The organism is Pseudomonas sp. NPDC077408, assembly GCF_050269105.1.
Taxonomy (GTDB): domain Bacteria; phylum Pseudomonadota; class Gammaproteobacteria; order Pseudomonadales; family Pseudomonadaceae; genus Stutzerimonas.
Window position 1 is genome coordinate 189,143 of the sequence record NZ_JBNNHS010000005.1, and the last position, 15,519, is coordinate 204,661.

Sequence of the window (15,519 nt, forward strand, 5' to 3'; positions counted from 1 at the left end):
ATGGAATGGCTTAGCAGCCCCGAAATATGGGTCGCCTTTTTGACCCTGACCGCCCTGGAAATCGTCCTGGGTATCGACAACATTATCTTCATTTCCATCCTCGTCGGGCGTTTGCCGAAGGAACAGCAACCCAAGGCGCGTTTCTTCGGCCTGGCCTTGGCAATGGGCACGCGGATTCTCTTGTTGCTATCGATCGCCTGGGTCATGCGCCTGACCAATGATTTGTTCACCGTATTCGAGCACGGTGTGTCCGGGCGTGACCTGATCCTGTTTTTCGGCGGCTTGTTCCTGCTGTTCAAGAGCACCATGGAAATCTGGCATAGCGTTGAAGGGGAAGAAGAGTCGGGCGGCACCACGGGAGGTGCGGTCAAGGCAGGCTTCGTTGGCATCATCCTGCAGATCGCAGTGATCGATATCGTCTTCTCGCTGGACTCGGTGATCACCGCAGTGGGCCTGGTGGACAACGTGCAGGTGATGGTGGCCGCAATCGTGATTGCCGTCGGGGTAATGATGCTCGCCGCTGGCACCATCAGCGACTTCATCGAGAAGCATCCGACGCTGAAAATCCTCGCGCTGTCGTTCCTGATTGTGGTCGGCACCCTGCTGGTGGCGGAAGCCTTCGGCGCGCATGTGCCCAAGGGCTACGTGTACTTCGCCATGGCGTTCTCGCTAGGGGTTGAGGCGATCAACATTCGTATGCGCAAAGCGATGAATCGCAAGCTGAAGGAGCCGGTCAAGCTCGGCAAAGACATACCGGACTAAGGGCTGTGCTGAAAGCTGCGCCTGTCAGGCGCAGCTTCTTGGGGGATCAATCATGACGCTCGAAACCTGGCTTGCCTTTCTTGTTGCCTGTTGGGTCATCAGCCTGTCTCCAGGGGCGGGTGCGATCGCCTCGATGTCGTGTGGATTGCAGTACGGCTTCTGGCGCGGTTATTGGAACGCGATCGGTTTGCAGATTGCGCTGGCGATGCAGATAGCCGTAGTGGCCGCCGGTGTCGGCGCGGTGCTGGCGACCTCGTCGCTCGCCTTCAGCCTGATCAAATGGTTCGGGGTCATCTATCTGTTGTGGCTGGCGCTTAAGCAGTGGCAGGCGGTGCCATCGATGCTTGACGACAGCGCTGCGCCGCGACCGATCGGCCGCCCGTTAGCCTTGGTGTTCCGCGGTTTTCTGGTCAATGCCAGCAATCCTAAAGCCATTGTGTTCATTCTCGCTGTGCTGCCGCAGTTTCTCGATCCACAGCGCGATCTGGTACTGCAGTACCTGCATATGGGAACGACGATGGTGGTGGTCGACCTGATCGTCATGGCGGGCTATACAGGATTGGCTTCCCGGGTTTTGCGCTTGCTGCGCACGCCGCGTCAGCAGCGCCTGGTCAACCGTAGTTTCGCCGCTATGTTCGCCGGTGCTGCCGCTTTGCTGGCTACGGTGCGGCGGGCTGTGGCATGACGGGGGCTGCACCGCTTCGGGTATGGGTTGACGCTGATGCCTGTCCCAAGGCAGCCAAAGAACAGCTGATCAAGTTCGCCCTGAAGCGCAAGTTCGAGGTGCTGCTAGTGGCGGGCCAGAGCCAGATCAAGCCGGCCTTCACCTGTATTCGTCTCATCGTCGTGCCGAGCGGCCCGGACGCGGCAGATGACTATCTGGTCGAGCATGCGCAGCCTGGCGAACTGGTGATTTGCAGCGATGTGCCGCTGGCCGATCGACTGGTGAAAAAAGGCGTGGCGGCCCTCGATCCGCGCGGTCGTGAATTCGACGAGCGCAACATGGGCGATCGTCTAGCGGTGCGCAACCTGTTCACTGACTTGCGTGAGCAGGGTCAGGTAGGCGGTGGGCAGGGTGCCTACGGCGACCGTGATCGGCAAGCGTTTGCCAACGCGCTGGACCGCCTGCTGACGCAGCTGGCTCGAGCCGGCGTCCGCTAAGCAAACACGACTGGCGCGAGGTGCTGTTCCGTTTAAGGTCGCTTCGGATCAGCCGCAAAGATAGGTGCCTGTCCCTACTGCGATCAGCACCCCTTCTTCGTTGTGCAGTTCGGAGCGAACCACCGCTACCTTGTTGCCGGAGCGCAATAAGGTAGCGCCGGCACTGAAGCGTTTGCCGCGTCCTGGGCGTAGGTAGTCGATTCGCAGATCGATGGTGCCGAGGCGCGAGAGGCGCAGGGCGCGCTCTTCGGTGGTCAGGTGCTGATGTTTCTCGAAGGCTCCGATCATAGCCATGGCGCCGCCGACAACGTCGAGAAGCGACGCGATCACGCCGCCATGCAGAATGCCGTGAAAGAAATTCCCGACCAGCTCTCGTTTCATTGGCAGGTGCATCACCACGCGCTGGCGGGACACCTCATCCAGTTCGATACCCAGGTATTCATTGAACGGAATGCGCTCGAACAGCTGGCGCACCGCGTGTTGTTGTTCTTCGATGGTATTGATCGGGTCGTTCATGCGTGCGGCTCTCCAGCAGAGCGAACTAAGCTGCCGGAGGGAGGGGGGATTGACCAGTGGCGCGGCGGGAGCGCCGGTAAGATTGGCGGTATCGCCACGCCGATGCCTCAGCTCTCACGCTTTGGCTTGAAAGCTGGGGCAAGGCTGGCCGAGGCGCTATTTGCCGGTCAGGGCCAGCACCCTATCGACCAGCTTGTAGATGCCCGTAGCCGCGTCGCTGATGGATTGGGCCAACATATAGGCAGGAGTGGTCACCAGGTTATGCCGCGAGTCCTCGACAATCTCAGTGACTTCGCATGGTTGATGTTCGGCGCCCATCTCCCGTGCCGCCGCTGCAGCCGGGTCGTCGTCATTGCCCAGGGTGCAGACCACGCCGCGGCCAAAGATCTGGGCCGCCATGGTAGGCGCGATGCACATCATGCCGACCGGCTTGCCGGCCGCGGCAAAGGCTTGGGCCAGCGCTAACACTTCGGGAAGCACCTTGCAGCTGGCGCCCTGGGTGGCGAAGTCGGACAAGTTTTTCGCAGCGCCAAAGCCGCCTGGCACGATCAGCGCGTCGAACTCCTCGGCATTGGCTTCGCGAAGATCCTTAATCTCTCCCCGCGCCAAGCGCGCGGATTCGATCAGCACGTTGCGGTTTTCCGGCATTTCTTCACCGGTTAGGTGATTGATTACATGCATCTGGTCAATATTCGGCGCAAAGCACTGGACCTTGGCGCCACGCTGATCCAGGCGCAACAGCGTGATCACGCTCTCGTAGATTTCCGAGCCGTCGTATACGCCACAGCCGGAAAGAATCACGGCGACTTTTCTGTTCATTGAGATACTCCTGGTCAGTTCAGCAGCCTGGCAACTGCGCCAGGCGACAGCCTTCGATGCTAGCCCTTGGTGGAGCCCAAGGTAAGTCCATCGCGATAAGGGTTGGATGCCTTATCGCGACGGGTGTTCAACTGTGCGCGCGTCTGGCCTAGGCACTTCAGCTCGGCGATACACTGCTCAAAGCACTGGCAGTGCCCGCGCTTGGTGGCGACAATGAGCGCAATCTCGGGCCGGCGCTGATTGCATGTCATCAAGCTGTCACGATGTCGGCTTATAAACGTCATATTCGCCCGTTCTGCGGGCCAGGAGTTCGTTGTGAGTTTCGTTCCTGCCAATCGCTTGTTCCCCGCTACACGGCTGCGCCGCAATCGTCGTGATGATTTTTCCCGTCGACTGGTACGTGAGCATCGATTGAGCGTGGATGACCTGATCCTGCCCGTGTTTGTTCTCGATGGCGAAAATCGCCGCGAGCAGGTGCCGTCGATGCCCGGCGTGGAGCGTCTTTCCATCGATTTGTTGTTGGAAGAAGCCGCGGAACTGGTCGCGCTGGGTATTCCTGCGTTGGCGCTGTTCCCGGTCACGCCGCTGGAGAAGAAATCCCTCGATGCGGCGGAAGCCTGGAATCCTGAGGGCATCGCCCAGCGCGCCACCCGGGCCCTGCGCGAGCGCTTCCCGGAGCTCGGCATCATCACTGACGTTGCGCTGGACCCCTTCACCACTCATGGCCAGGACGGGATTCTTGACGAGCATGGCTATGTGCAAAACGATGTCACGGTCGACGCGCTGGTCCGTCAGGCCCTGTCCCACGCTGAGGCGGGCGCGCAGGTGGTTGCGCCATCGGACATGATGGATGGGCGCATCCAGGCGATACGCGAGGCGCTGGAGGTGGCTGAACATCACAATGTGCGGATCATGGCTTATTCGGCCAAGTACGCCAGTGCCTACTACGGGCCGTTCCGCGATGCGGTAGGTTCGGCGGCGAATCTGGGTAAGGGCAGCAAGAACACTTATCAGATGGACCCGGCCAATGGTGACGAGGCCTTGCACGAAGTCGGCGCCGACCTTTCAGAGGGCGCTGACATGGTCATGGTCAAACCGGGCATGCCCTATCTGGACATTCTCTGGCGGGTTAACGATGCCTTTCGGGTGCCGACCTTCGTCTACCAGGTCAGCGGCGAGTATGCGATGCACATGGCAGCAATTCAGAACGGCTGGCTGACCGATGCCGTGATTCTCGAATCGCTGACCGCCTTCAAGCGCGCAGGTGCCGATGGCATCCTCACCTATTTCGCCAAGCAGGCGGCACAACAATTAAAACAGGGGCAATGAGCCCTCCCGAGGCAGATCGATGACTAATCAGGGACTTAGCGAAAGCGAAATGCAGGCTGCTGCCATTGAAGTACATCCCCTAGAGGAAATGGCCCCGTCAGCGCCTGAGGTAGAGAAGACAGAGGAAGCGCCAGCGCCACCGGCTCCCCCGCCGAATCTGGACGACAACAGCCTCTACATCCACCGCGAGCTGTCACAGCTGCAATTCAACATTCGCGTGTTGGAACAGGCGCTGGACGAGTCCTATCCGCTACTGGAACGGCTCAAATTCCTGCTGATCTTTTCCAGCAACCTCGATGAGTTTTTCGAAATTCGCGTTGCGGGGCTGAAGAAGCAAGTCACGTTCGCGCGTGAGCAGGCAGGTGCAGACGGTCTGCAGCCGCACCAGGCGCTGGCGCGTATTTCCGAACTGGTCCACGAGCAGGTCAGCCGGCAGTATTCGATCCTCAACGAGATCGTGCTGCCGGAACTGGCCAAGCATCAGGTGCGCTTCATTCGTCGGCGAAACTGGACAACCAAGATCAAGGCCTGGGTGCGCCGTTACTTCCGTGACGAAATCCTTCCGATCATTACGCCGATCGGTCTGGACCCCACCCATCCGTTCCCGTTGCTGGTCAATAAAAGCCTCAACTTCATCGTTGAGCTGGAAGGTATCGACGCCTTCGGCCGTGATTCCGGGTTGGCAATCATCCCGGCGCCTCGGTTGTTGCCGCGGGTCATACGGGTGCCAGAAGAAGTCGGTGGGGCAGGGGCGAACCATGTGTTCCTGTCCTCGATGATTCATGCCCACGCCGATGATCTTTTCCATGGCATGAAGGTAAAGGGTTGTTACCAGTTCCGTCTGACGCGTAATGCCGATCTATCGGTCGATACCGAGGACGTCGAAGACTTGGCGCGTGCGCTTCGTGGCGAGCTGATTTCGCGCCGCTATGGCGACGCGGTACGGCTAGAGGTGGTGGATACCTGTCCGAAGCACCTGGCCGACTTCTTACTCAAGCAGTTCACTTTAAGCGAGAGCGAGTTATACCGTGTCAATGGGCCGGTCAACTTGACTCGGCTGTTCAGTATCACGGGGCTGGAAAGCCACCCGGAACTGCAATACACCCCTTTTACGCCTGCAATTCCCAAGTTGTTGCAGAACAGCGAAAACATTTTCAATGTCGTTGGCCGGCAAGACATCTTGCTGCTGCATCCCTACGAGTCGTTCACACCGGTGGTCGATCTGTTGCGCGAAGCGGCGAAGGATCCCTGCGTTCTCGCCGTCAAACAGACGCTGTACCGCTCAGGCGCCAACTCCGAGATAGTCGATGCCCTCGTGGAAGCGGCGCGTAACGGCAAAGAGGTTACGGCGGTGATCGAGCTACGAGCGCGCTTCGATGAGGAATCCAATCTGCAGCTGGCCAGCCGCCTGCAGCAGGCCGGCGCCGTGGTGATCTATGGCGTGGTGGGCTATAAGACGCACGCCAAAATGATGCTGATCCTGCGACGCGAGAATGGTGAACTTCGGCGTTACGCTCATCTGGGTACCGGCAACTACCATGCCGGCAATGCGAAGCTCTACACTGATTACAGCCTGCTTACTTCCGATGATGCGCTTTGTGAGGACGTGTCGAAGTTGTTCAGCCAGCTGATAGGCATGGGCAAGACCATGCGTATGAAAAAGCTGCTGCACGCGCCCTTCACCCTAAAGAAGGCGTTGCTGGACATGATCACGCAGGAGACGCAACACGCCAGCGAAGGCAAGCCGGCGCATATCATTCTCAAGGTCAATTCGCTGACCGACGCGAAAATGATCCGGGCGTTGTACAAGGCCAGCCAGACCGGCGTGCGCATCGATCTCATCGTCCGCGGCATGTGCTGCCTGCGTCCAGGCATTCTCGGGGTTTCACACAACATTCAGGTGCGCTCGATCATTGGCCGCTTCCTCGAGCACAGTCGAGTGTTCTATTTCCTCAACGGCGGTGATGAGAAGCTCTACCTGTCCAGTGCCGACTGGATGGAGCGCAACCTGGATCGGCGGGTCGAGACCTGCTTCCCGGTCGAGGGCAAGAAGCTGGTGACACGGGTGAAGAAGGAGCTGGAGGGCTTCCTGACCGACAACACTCAGAGCTGGGTGCTGCAGTCTGACGGCAGTTATCTGCGTAACAGCCCAAGCGGCAATCAGAATCCACGCAACGTGCAGAACACGTTGCTGGAGCGTCTAGGAAGCCCGACTGCGCGATAAACGTCCGGTTATCGGGATGGCGGCGGTTCGTCCACCGCTGCCAAACTCAGCGCACGCTGAAGGTGAAGTCGATCCGCTTGAGCCAATCCGCCTCCAGGGCAAAATCGGCTTGTGTCAGCGGGTTTTGAGCCAGCCAGCCTTCAGGAAAAGCCACGTCCAGACTGTTATCGCCGGCCTTGAGCTGAAACGCTGGCGCTTGCTGCGGCCCACGGATGTGGTGGAAAAGAATCGCGAAGCGCAGCAATACACAGAGTCTGGTCAGCTTCACGCCGTCCTCGCTCATTTCCTCGAATTTCTGCTTGGGTATATTGCGGCGGTGGCCGCGAACCAGCAACGCCAGCATCTGTTGATCCTGACGTGAGAAGCCGGGGAGGTCGGAGTGCTCGATCAAGTAGGCGCCGTGCTTATGGTAGTGGTAGTGCGCGATGTCCAGTCCGACTTCATGTATCCGCGCCGCCCAGCTGAGCAGTTCTCGCAGCCATTCTTCATCTAATGTCCAATCGGAAGCGACCTGATCGAAGGCTTCCAGCGCCTTGCTTTCGACCCGAGCGGCCTGGTCAGTGTCGACGTGGTAGCGCTCCATCAGAAAGCTCAGTGTGCGATCGCGGATGTCTTCCTGGTGGTGTCGGCCGATCAGATCGTAGAGCACGCCTTCGCGCAGTGCGCCTTCGGAGTGCGCCATGCTGGTCAGCTCCAGGGCGTCGAAGATCGCTTCGAGAATGGCCAAGCCCGCAGGGAAGATGCCCTTACGGTCCGGCTTGATACCGTCCAAGTCGAGCTTTTCGACATCGCCCAGCTTGAACAGCTTGCGCTTGAGCCAGCCGATGCCATCGGCCGTGACTTCGCCGTTGCTAAGCCCGGCGCTCTTGATCGCGAGACCGACGGCGCGAATGGTGCCGGACGCACCCACCGCATCCTGCCAGCCGAGCCGGTGCAGGCCGTGCTCGACACTCATCAGCTCCAGCCTCGCGGCGGTATAGGCCTGCGCGTAGCGGGCCGGCGTAATTTTGCCGTCCTGAAAAAACCGCTGAGTAAAGCTCACGCAACCCATTTGCAAGCTTTCACGCAACAGCGAATCGAAGCCTTCCCCGATGATGAATTCGGTGCTGCCACCGCCAATGTCAACGACTAGCCGCTTGCCGCTAGATGCGGGAAAGGTATGCGATACGCCAAGGTAGATGAGTCGCGCTTCCTCTCGGCCGGAAATCACCTCGACCTGATGCTGGATGATCGTCTCAGCTTGGCGAATGAACTGGGCGCGGTTGCGCGCCTCTCGCAGGGCATTGGTGCCGACCACGCGCACCGCGCCCTGGGGGAGATGATTGACCAGCTGAGCGAAGCGGCGAATGCAGTCCAGGCCGCGCTGCATGGCAGCTTCGTCGAGCTGTCTGCTCTCATCAATGCCGGCGGCCAGCTGGACCTTTTCGCCGAGTCGCTCGAGGATGCGCATCTCGCCGTTGCTGGTGCGGGCCAGCACCATGTGGAAGCTGTTCGAGCCGAGATCAAGGGCGGCGATCATCGGAAAGGGTTCGGCGGCTGTTGGGCGCATGGGGCAGTCTCTGTGCAAAACCCCGACATCCTGACATGATCGCCTTCATCCGCCAACGCGCAGCGCTGCGCCATAGCGCGCCGTCATCGATCCATTGTGCCTTCCATGGTCTATTGCCCAAGCGACAGGCTGCGACTTTCGATCCGAACCAAGCCGGGCTATGATGGCGTCACTTCTGATTTTGACCCTGGAGAAACTCCATGAGCGAATACATCAACAATGTCAGCGACAGCAGCTTCGAGCAGGACGTGCTCCAGGCCGATGGTCCTGTTCTGGTCGATTACTGGGCCGAGTGGTGTGGCCCGTGCAAGATGATTGCTCCAGTGCTCGATGAGATCGCCAAGGAATACGAAGGCAAGCTCAAAGTCTGCAAACTGAACATCGACGAGAACCAGGAAACTCCGCCGAAGTACGGCGTACGCGGCATTCCGACGCTGATGCTGTTCAAGAACGGCAATGTCGAGGCCACCAAGGTGGGCGCTCTGTCGAAATCGCAGCTGGCAGCGTTCCTCGATAGCAATATCTGATTCACGGTTGCTGCTTTCAAAAAGCCCCCGCAAATGCGGGGGTTTTTTATAACTGCAGGGTGGACGCTTCGCCTGCACGGTGCTAAATTCGGCCCTGCGACGCTTCTCCGTCGCCCTCTGCATGCCGTCGCCGACGCACTTCAGCCTGATAAAGCACAACGAACCTGTTCGTCTCCTGCTGCGCGGCTTCTCAAGCTAATCGCTTTCTTCATCCCTTCTGACTCTTTCTATGAATCTGACCGAACTTAAGCAAAAGCCCATCACCGAACTGCTGGAAATGGCCGAACAGATGGGCATCGACAACATGGCCCGTTCGCGCAAGCAGGACGTGATTTTCTCCCTGCTGAAAAAGCACGCGAAAAGCGGTGAGGAAATCTCCGGTGATGGCGTGCTGGAGATTCTGCAAGACGGCTTCGGCTTCTTGCGCTCCGCGGATTCGTCCTATCTCGCCGGCCCGGATGACATCTATGTCTCGCCGAGCCAGATCCGCCGCTTCAATTTGCGCACCGGCGATACGATCGTCGGCAAGATTCGCCCGCCTAAAGAAGGCGAGCGTTATTTCGCGCTGCTCAAGGTTGATACGATCAACTTCGATCGCCCGGAAAACGCGAAGAACAAAATACTGTTCGAGAACCTGACTCCGCTGTTCGCCAACAAGCGACTCACGATGGAAGCCGGTAACGGCTCCACGGAAGATCTCACCGGCCGGGTGATCGACCTTTGCGCCCCGATCGGTAAAGGTCAGCGCGGTCTGATCGTCGCACCGCCGAAAGCGGGCAAGACGATCATGCTGCAGAACATTGCGAGCAACATCACCCGTAACAACCCCGAATGCCACCTGATCGTTCTGCTGATCGATGAGCGCCCGGAAGAAGTGACCGAAATGCAGCGCACCGTGCGCGGCGAAGTGGTCGCGTCTACCTTCGACGAGCCACCGACCCGCCACGTGCAGGTCGCTGAGATGGTCATCGAGAAGGCCAAGCGCCTGGTCGAGCACAAGAAGGATGTGGTCATCCTGCTGGATTCCATTACCCGTCTGGCCCGTGCCTATAACACGGTGATTCCTAGCTCCGGCAAGGTACTGACTGGCGGTGTCGACGCCCATGCCCTGGAAAAGCCCAAGCGTTTCTTCGGCGCCGCGCGGAACATCGAGGAAGGCGGTTCGCTGACTATTATCGCCACCGCACTGGTGGAAACCGGCTCCAAGATGGATGAAGTGATCTACGAGGAGTTCAAGGGCACTGGTAACCTCGAGTTGCAGCTTGATCGCCGTATCGCCGAGAAGCGGGTATTCCCCGCGATCAACATCAACCGCTCGGGGACTCGTCGCGAAGAATTGCTGACCAGCGAGGAAGAGCTGCAGCGCATCTGGATTCTGCGCAAGCTGCTGCATCCGATGGACGAAAGCGCTGCGATCGAGTTTCTGCTCGACAAGCTGAAGGACACCAAGACCAACGAAGAGTTCTTCATGTCAATGAAGCGCAAATAAGGTTTGGTCGTTGCTGCCGAGGCCGGGGAAACCCGGCCTTTGTCTGTCTGCAGGTTTTGTATCGACCTGCGCCAAGGCTACACTTTCCGCCCGGACACCCGCCGGCCCCTGCGAGGCTCAAGCAATGCAGTATCGCGATCTGCGCGACTTTATCCGAGGCCTGGAACAGCGCGGTGAACTCAAGCGCGTTTCAGCCGCCGTTTCTCCAGTTCTGGAAATGACCGAGATATGCGATCGAACCCTGCGCAAGCAGGGGCCGGCGCTGCTCTTCGAGAATCCGACCGGCTTCGATATGCCGGTTCTCGGAAATCTCTTCGGCACACCCAAGCGCGTTGCCCTGGGTATGGGGGCAGAGGAAGTGTCCGAGCTACGTGAGATCGGCAAGCTCTTGGCCTTTCTCAAGGAGCCGGAGCCGCCCAAAGGGCTGAAGGATGCCTGGAGCAAGCTACCGATCTACAAGAAGGTCATCAGCATGGCGCCCAAGGTGCTCAAGGATGCGCCCTGTCAGGAGCTGGTCGTCGAAGGTGACGATGTTGATCTGTCTCTGCTTCCGGTTCAGACCTGCTGGCCAGGCGATGCTGGGCCACTGATCACCTGGGGGCTGACAATCACCAAGGGCCCTAACAAGGAGCGGCAGAACCTCGGTATCTATCGTCAGCAGGTGATTGGTCGCAACAAGGTGATCATGCGCTGGCTCAGCCATCGAGGCGGTGCGCTGGACTTTCGTGAGTGGTGCGAGAAGTACCCCGACCGACCCTACCCAGTGGCGGTGGCACTCGGCGCTGATCCGGCCACGATCCTCGGCGCTGTTACACCGGTTCCGGACTCGCTCTCCGAATATGCCTTTGCTGGCTTGTTGCGCGGCAGCCGTACCGAGCTGGTCAAATGCAGGGGCAGCGATTTGCAGGTGCCGGCCGGTGCCGAAATTGTTCTGGAGGGTTACATACAGCCTGGCGAGATGGCCGATGAAGGGCCGTACGGTGATCACACCGGCTACTACAACGAAGTCGATCGGTTCCCGGTGTTCACCGTGGAGCGCATCACACGACGTCGCGACGCTATTTATCACAGCACCTACACTGGGCGACCGCCAGATGAGCCGGCGATACTTGGTGTCGCGCTCAACGAGGTTTTCGTACCGATCCTGCAGAAGCAGTTTCCCGAGATCACTGATTTCTATTTGCCGCCGGAAGGCTGTTCCTATCGCATGGCGGTGGTAACCATGAAAAAACAATACCCCGGCCACGCCAAGCGCGTGATGCTGGGCGTATGGAGCTTTCTACGGCAGTTCATGTACACAAAGTTCGTCATCGTTACCGACGACGATATCAACGCTCGGGATTGGAATGACGTTATCTGGGCCATTACCACGCGCATGGATCCCAAACGCGATACGGTGCTGATCGAGAACACACCAATCGACTATCTCGACTTTGCCTCGCCGGTGTCCGGTCTCGGCAGCAAGATGGGCCTCGATGCCACTCATAAGTGGCCCGGCGAGACTACTCGTGAATGGGGGCGCGCCATCGTGCAGGATGAGGCGGTGAAGCGTAGGGTCGACGAACTCTGGACCGAGCTTGGCATCGACTGATGACAGCCGCGCATTTACTCAGGTTTTGAATTGATGAAAGTAACCCTGCAACCCTCCGGGGCAGTGCTCGACGTCGAGCGTGGTGAGTTGATCCTCGATGCCGCGCGCCGGTTGGGCTACGACTGTCCGCAAGCATGCCGCAACGGTAATTGCCTGATATGCGCTGCACTGCTGGTTGACGGCCGGGTGCGTCAGCGTGGTGAAAGCCATGATCATGGCGAAGTTTTCGCCTGCCTGGCTGAGCCAGAGGAAGATTGCGTCCTGCTGTGGGATGGTGTGCTCGCGCCGGGGGAGCTACCGGTGCGTACGCTGAGTTGCCAGCTCGTCAGCTGTGAAGAGGTGGGGGGCGACGTGTTTCGCCTGCTACTCCGTACGCCGGCCGGAAAACTGCCGCGCTACCACGCTGGGCAGTACTTGTTGCTGGAGCGGGAGGATGGCGAATACAGCGCCTTTTCGCTAGCGTCCGCGCCAGGACGCGGACGTGAGCTGGAGCTCCATGTGCTGGCGCGTGAATCCTCAGCGATCGACCTGCTGCAGCAAATCAGGCGCACCGGGACGGCTCGCGTGCAGATGCCGTTCGGCGATACCCACCTCGCCGAGCTGCCAGAGGGACCGTTGGTGTTGATTGCTGCAGGCACCGGGATGGCGCAGATGCACAGTTTGATCGAGCATTGCCGAGCCGAGGGCTTCGCCTATCCGGTGCATCTGTATTGGGGGGTGCGGCGCCCGGAAGACTTCTATCAGTTGACGCATTGGCAGGAATGGCAACAGATGCCCAATCTGTTTCTGCATCAGATTGTCAGTGATGCTTGTGAATGGGCGGGGCGGCGCGGCATGTTGCATGAAGCAGTCTGCGAGGACTTCACCGATCTGCAGCCGGTTCACGTCTACGCCAGCGGGTCTCCCGCAATGGTCTACGGTACGTTGGATGCGTTGGTGGAGGCCGGGATGGATGCGAAGCAGATGCGTGCAGATGTTTTCGCCTATGCGCCACGGGAGCGTTAGGGCAGAGGTTCGCGCTGTCCTAACGGTTAGTAGCAGAGCGGCGCGGTTTACAACACCGCCCCTGCGCTTGAGTAAAGGCTCGGTTCAGCGCGCTTGGCGCTGTTGAAGTAGCAGGTTGTTGTAGCCACTCGCTGATAACGCCTTCTGGGCCTGACCAAGTTTTTCCCGGTCGGCAAATGGCCCGACCAACACTCGATACCAGTCCTCGTCACGCACGGTCACGTTCTCCACCCGGACATCCTGTCCGAGCAGAATGATCTGCGCTCTGACCTTTTCCGCCTCCGGCTTCTTGCGGAATGAGCCGGCCTGCAAGAAAAACTGAGTCACCGGTGCCTTGGCTACTGTAGGCGGAGGCGGTGGTACCTGGCCATTCAGAGCGGCTTCGGCACGCGCTGCATCGATCTTGGCAGCCTCTTCCGGTGTAACCGGCTTGGGCGGTTCGGGCTTTGATGCTTCTGGCGGTAGGATCACTTCCGACTCAGGCAGCAGCGTATAGAAGTCGTACTTCGGTTTCGCTGGCTGGCCCGTAGCGGGAGGCGAACGCTTCGGCAGCTCCTTGGACTTGGCTGTGTCCTTGCTGCGCTTGATCTCTTCGCCGCCGGGTTCGAGGTTCATCAGGAACACGATAAAACCCCCAATAACCAGGCCACACAGGAGCCAGACCCAGCCAGGTACTGGCTTCTTGGCGGGGGCCTGGTAGCGGCTCGCGCCACGTTTCGGGGCGGGTTTTTTCCTGGCTGCCACTTACATCCGCTCCAGCGTTTCCAGGCCAAGCAGGGCAAGGCCCTGTTTCAGCGTTTTGCCGGTCAGGGCGGCGAGGCGCAGGCGGCTCTGTTTAACCGTCTCGCTCTCAGCGGTGAGTATCGGGCAATGCTCGTAGAAGCTGGAGAACAGCCCCGCCAGATCATAGAGATAGCTGCACAGTAGGTGGGGAACACCCTTCTCACCGACACCGTTAAGCACCTCTGCGAACTGAGCCAGCTTCGCGCCTAGCGCTTGCTCTTGTTCGGCTTCCAGGTTGATCTCGCCGCCGAGTCCGTCCATGCCGGTACCCAGCTTGCGAAACACGCTGGCCACTCGGGTGTAGGCGTAGAGCAGGTAAGGGGCGGTGTTGCCCTCGAAGCTGAGCATTTGCTCAAAGTTGAAGCTGTAATCGCTGGTGCGATGCTTGGACAGGTCTGCGTATTTCACCGCGCCGATGCCGACAGCGTGGGCGATTTGCCGCAGCTCCCCTTCGTCAAGATCGGGGTTCTTACCTTTAACCAAGCTATAGGCGCGCTGTTCGGCTTCGTCGAGCAGGTCGACCAGCTTCACCGTGCCCCCATCACGGGTCTTGAAGGGGCGGCCATCAGCGCCGTTCATGGTGCCGAAACCCATGTGCTCGAGCTGCATGTCGCTGCGGACGAAGCCGGCGCGCCGAGCCACCTCGAAGGTCATTTGGAAATGCAGCGCTTGGCGCTGATCGACAAAATACAGCGCGCGATCAGCCTTTAGCTGCTGACTGCGGTAGCGCATGGAGGCCAGGTCAGTGGTGGCGTAGAGGTAGCCGCCACCGGCTTTCTGCACAATCACCGGGAGCGGGTTGCCTTCGGCGTTCTTGAATTCATCGAGAAAGACGCATTGGGCTCCATTGCTCTCACTCAGCAGTCCTTTGACCTTGAGCGATGCGACTATGTCAGCAAGTTCGGCGTTGTAGGCGCTTTCGCCTTTTACGTCGTCCGGGGTGAGCATGACATTGAGGCGGTCGTAGACTTCTTGCGCATGGCTGAGTGAGAGTTCATTGAATTGCTTCCACAGCCGCAGGCATTCGGCATCGCCTGCTTGCAGCTCCACGACTAGCTTGCGCGCGCGTTCGGCAAACTCTGCCGATTCGTCGAACCGTTGCTTCGCTGCGCGGTAGAAGCCTTCCAGGTCTGCCAGCTCCGGTGAGTCGAAACCTTTCGGTTGTTCCTTCACGTAAGCCAGCAGCATGCCGAACTGGGTGCCCCAATCGCCGACGTGGTTCTGCCGGATAACCTCGTCACCGAGGAACTCGAGCACGCGCGCCACGGCGTCGCCGATGATGGTCGAGCGCAGGTGGCCGACGTGCATTTCCTTCGCCAGGTTCGGTGAGGAAAGGTCGACCACAACGCGTTGCTTGGAGCCCGTTTTGCTGACGCTGAGATGAGGGTCGGCAAGGGCGGCGTCCAGCCGCTGCGCCAACGCAGCGCTGTTCTGGAAGAAATTGAGAAAGCCCGGGCCGGCGATCTCAACCTTGCTGACGCTGGGGTCTGCTGGCAATGCTTCGATGAGCTTTTGCGCCAGATCGCGCGGCTTCATCCCTGCGGGCTTTGCCAGCATCATCGCGACGTTGCTGGCAAAGTCGCCGTGGGTCTTGTCGCGGGTGTTCTCCACCTGAATGGTCGGGTTCGACCCCTCCGGCAGCACGCCTTCAGCGGTGAGACGGGCCAGGGCTTGCTGGATCAGATGGCGAATGCTGTCTTTCATGATGTGCTCGGTCGGCCGAAGGCTTTGGTCGAAAACTGGGCATTATCGGTGTCCAGAGGC

General features: G+C 59.5%; 14 protein-coding genes. 9 read left to right on the top strand and 5 right to left on the bottom strand.

Features of this window, described 5'->3' with window-relative positions; all coding sequences use genetic code 11:
• Genes ACQKEK_RS15030 through ACQKEK_RS15040 form a run of 3 tightly spaced genes read left to right on the top strand, consistent with a single transcriptional unit; the run spans position 1 to position 1,923 of the window.
• Entirely contained in the window at positions 1–762 is a 762-nt protein-coding gene (locus ACQKEK_RS15030; RefSeq protein ID WP_128120266.1) for a TerC family protein, read from the top strand.
• A 52-nt stretch (positions 763–814) separates the two neighbouring features.
• Positions 815–1,447: a LysE family transporter gene (locus ACQKEK_RS15035; RefSeq protein ID WP_128120267.1), complete on the top strand. Its 633-nt coding sequence runs from the start codon at positions 815–817 to the stop codon at positions 1,445–1,447.
• Complete coding sequence (locus ACQKEK_RS15040; protein ID WP_499143621.1) at positions 1,444–1,923, top strand: YaiI/YqxD family protein; 480 nt, start codon at positions 1,444–1,446, stop codon at positions 1,921–1,923. The genes ACQKEK_RS15035 and ACQKEK_RS15040 overlap by 4 nt, the downstream gene beginning before the upstream one ends.
• A gap of 48 nt (positions 1,924–1,971) precedes the next feature.
• Here the strand turns inward: ACQKEK_RS15040 and ACQKEK_RS15045 are convergent, their stop codons facing one another.
• Both ACQKEK_RS15045 and elbB read right to left on the bottom strand, forming a co-directional pair.
• Positions 1,972–2,439 (bottom strand): thioesterase family protein, encoded by a 468-nt coding sequence (locus ACQKEK_RS15045; RefSeq protein WP_499143622.1) that lies wholly within the window; start codon positions 2,437–2,439, stop codon positions 1,972–1,974.
• A gap of 156 nt (positions 2,440–2,595) precedes the next feature.
• Positions 2,596–3,258 (bottom strand): isoprenoid biosynthesis glyoxalase ElbB, encoded by a 663-nt coding sequence (gene elbB / locus ACQKEK_RS15050; protein ID WP_499143623.1) that lies wholly within the window; start codon positions 3,256–3,258, stop codon positions 2,596–2,598.
• A 315-nt stretch (positions 3,259–3,573) separates the two neighbouring features.
• Between elbB and hemB the strand changes: the two genes are divergently transcribed.
• The gene (hemB, locus tag ACQKEK_RS15055; protein ID WP_499143624.1) at positions 3,574–4,587 is read left to right on the top strand and encodes a porphobilinogen synthase; all 1,014 of its coding nucleotides are present in this window, start codon (positions 3,574–3,576) and stop codon (positions 4,585–4,587) included.
• Between the two features lie 19 nt (positions 4,588–4,606).
• Complete coding sequence (gene ppk1 / locus ACQKEK_RS15060; RefSeq protein WP_499143625.1) at positions 4,607–6,811, top strand: polyphosphate kinase 1; 2,205 nt, start codon at positions 4,607–4,609, stop codon at positions 6,809–6,811.
• 46 nt (positions 6,812–6,857) lie between these two features.
• Here the strand turns inward: ppk1 and ppx are convergent, their stop codons facing one another.
• The gene (gene ppx, locus ACQKEK_RS15065) at positions 6,858–8,360 is read right to left on the bottom strand and encodes an exopolyphosphatase (protein WP_499143626.1); all 1,503 of its coding nucleotides are present in this window, start codon (positions 8,358–8,360) and stop codon (positions 6,858–6,860) included.
• Positions 8,361–8,560: 200 nt separating this feature from the next.
• Between ppx and trxA the strand changes: the two genes are divergently transcribed.
• The 4 genes from trxA (at position 8,561) to ACQKEK_RS15085 (ending at position 12,972) form a co-directional block, all read left to right on the top strand.
• Positions 8,561–8,887 carry a thioredoxin TrxA gene (gene trxA, locus ACQKEK_RS15070; RefSeq protein ID WP_019341284.1) on the top strand — a complete coding sequence of 109 codons (327 nt, stop codon included), beginning with the start codon at positions 8,561–8,563 and terminating at the stop codon, positions 8,885–8,887.
• A gap of 229 nt (positions 8,888–9,116) precedes the next feature.
• The gene (gene rho / locus ACQKEK_RS15075) at positions 9,117–10,376 is read left to right on the top strand and encodes a transcription termination factor Rho (RefSeq protein ID WP_045430829.1); all 1,260 of its coding nucleotides are present in this window, start codon (positions 9,117–9,119) and stop codon (positions 10,374–10,376) included.
• A gap of 124 nt (positions 10,377–10,500) precedes the next feature.
• Entirely contained in the window at positions 10,501–11,967 is a 1,467-nt protein-coding gene (gene ubiD, locus ACQKEK_RS15080; protein ID WP_128120273.1) for a 4-hydroxy-3-polyprenylbenzoate decarboxylase, read from the top strand.
• A gap of 33 nt (positions 11,968–12,000) precedes the next feature.
• A complete protein-coding gene (locus ACQKEK_RS15085) occupies positions 12,001–12,972 on the top strand; it encodes a CDP-6-deoxy-delta-3,4-glucoseen reductase (RefSeq protein WP_499143627.1) in 972 nt (323 codons plus the stop codon).
• Between the two features lie 84 nt (positions 12,973–13,056).
• Here the strand turns inward: ACQKEK_RS15085 and ACQKEK_RS15090 are convergent, their stop codons facing one another.
• The gene (locus ACQKEK_RS15090) at positions 13,057–13,716 is read right to left on the bottom strand and encodes an SPOR domain-containing protein (RefSeq protein ID WP_499143628.1); all 660 of its coding nucleotides are present in this window, start codon (positions 13,714–13,716) and stop codon (positions 13,057–13,059) included.
• Positions 13,717–15,459 (bottom strand): arginine--tRNA ligase, encoded by a 1,743-nt coding sequence (gene argS, locus ACQKEK_RS15095; protein WP_499143629.1) that lies wholly within the window; start codon positions 15,457–15,459, stop codon positions 13,717–13,719.
• Positions 15,460–15,519: the final 60 nt, after the last annotated feature.

Bases quoted from the DNA above. Each gene is read 5' to 3' on its own strand.
- ACQKEK_RS15040 (WP_499143621.1), top strand. From the start codon at position 1,444: ATGACGGGGGCTGCACCGCTTCGGGTATGGGTTGACGCTGATGCCTGT.
- ppk1 (WP_499143625.1), top strand. From the start codon at position 4,607: ATGACTAATCAGGGACTTAGCGAAAGCGAAATGCAGGCTGCTGCCATT.
- ACQKEK_RS15035 (WP_128120267.1), top strand. From the start codon at position 815: ATGACGCTCGAAACCTGGCTTGCCTTTCTTGTTGCCTGTTGGGTCATC.
- ACQKEK_RS15030 (WP_128120266.1), top strand. From the start codon at position 1: ATGGAATGGCTTAGCAGCCCCGAAATATGGGTCGCCTTTTTGACCCTG.
- argS (WP_499143629.1), bottom strand. From the start codon at position 15,459: ATGAAAGACAGCATTCGCCATCTGATCCAGCAAGCCCTGGCCCGTCTC.
- trxA (WP_019341284.1), top strand. From the start codon at position 8,561: ATGAGCGAATACATCAACAATGTCAGCGACAGCAGCTTCGAGCAGGAC.
- elbB (WP_499143623.1), bottom strand. From the start codon at position 3,258: ATGAACAGAAAAGTCGCCGTGATTCTTTCCGGCTGTGGCGTATACGAC.
- rho (WP_045430829.1), top strand. From the start codon at position 9,117: ATGAATCTGACCGAACTTAAGCAAAAGCCCATCACCGAACTGCTGGAA.
- ppx (WP_499143626.1), bottom strand. From the start codon at position 8,360: ATGCGCCCAACAGCCGCCGAACCCTTTCCGATGATCGCCGCCCTTGAT.
- ACQKEK_RS15085 (WP_499143627.1), top strand. From the start codon at position 12,001: ATGAAAGTAACCCTGCAACCCTCCGGGGCAGTGCTCGACGTCGAGCGT.
- ACQKEK_RS15045 (WP_499143622.1), bottom strand. From the start codon at position 2,439: ATGAACGACCCGATCAATACCATCGAAGAACAACAACACGCGGTGCGC.
- ubiD (WP_128120273.1), top strand. From the start codon at position 10,501: ATGCAGTATCGCGATCTGCGCGACTTTATCCGAGGCCTGGAACAGCGC.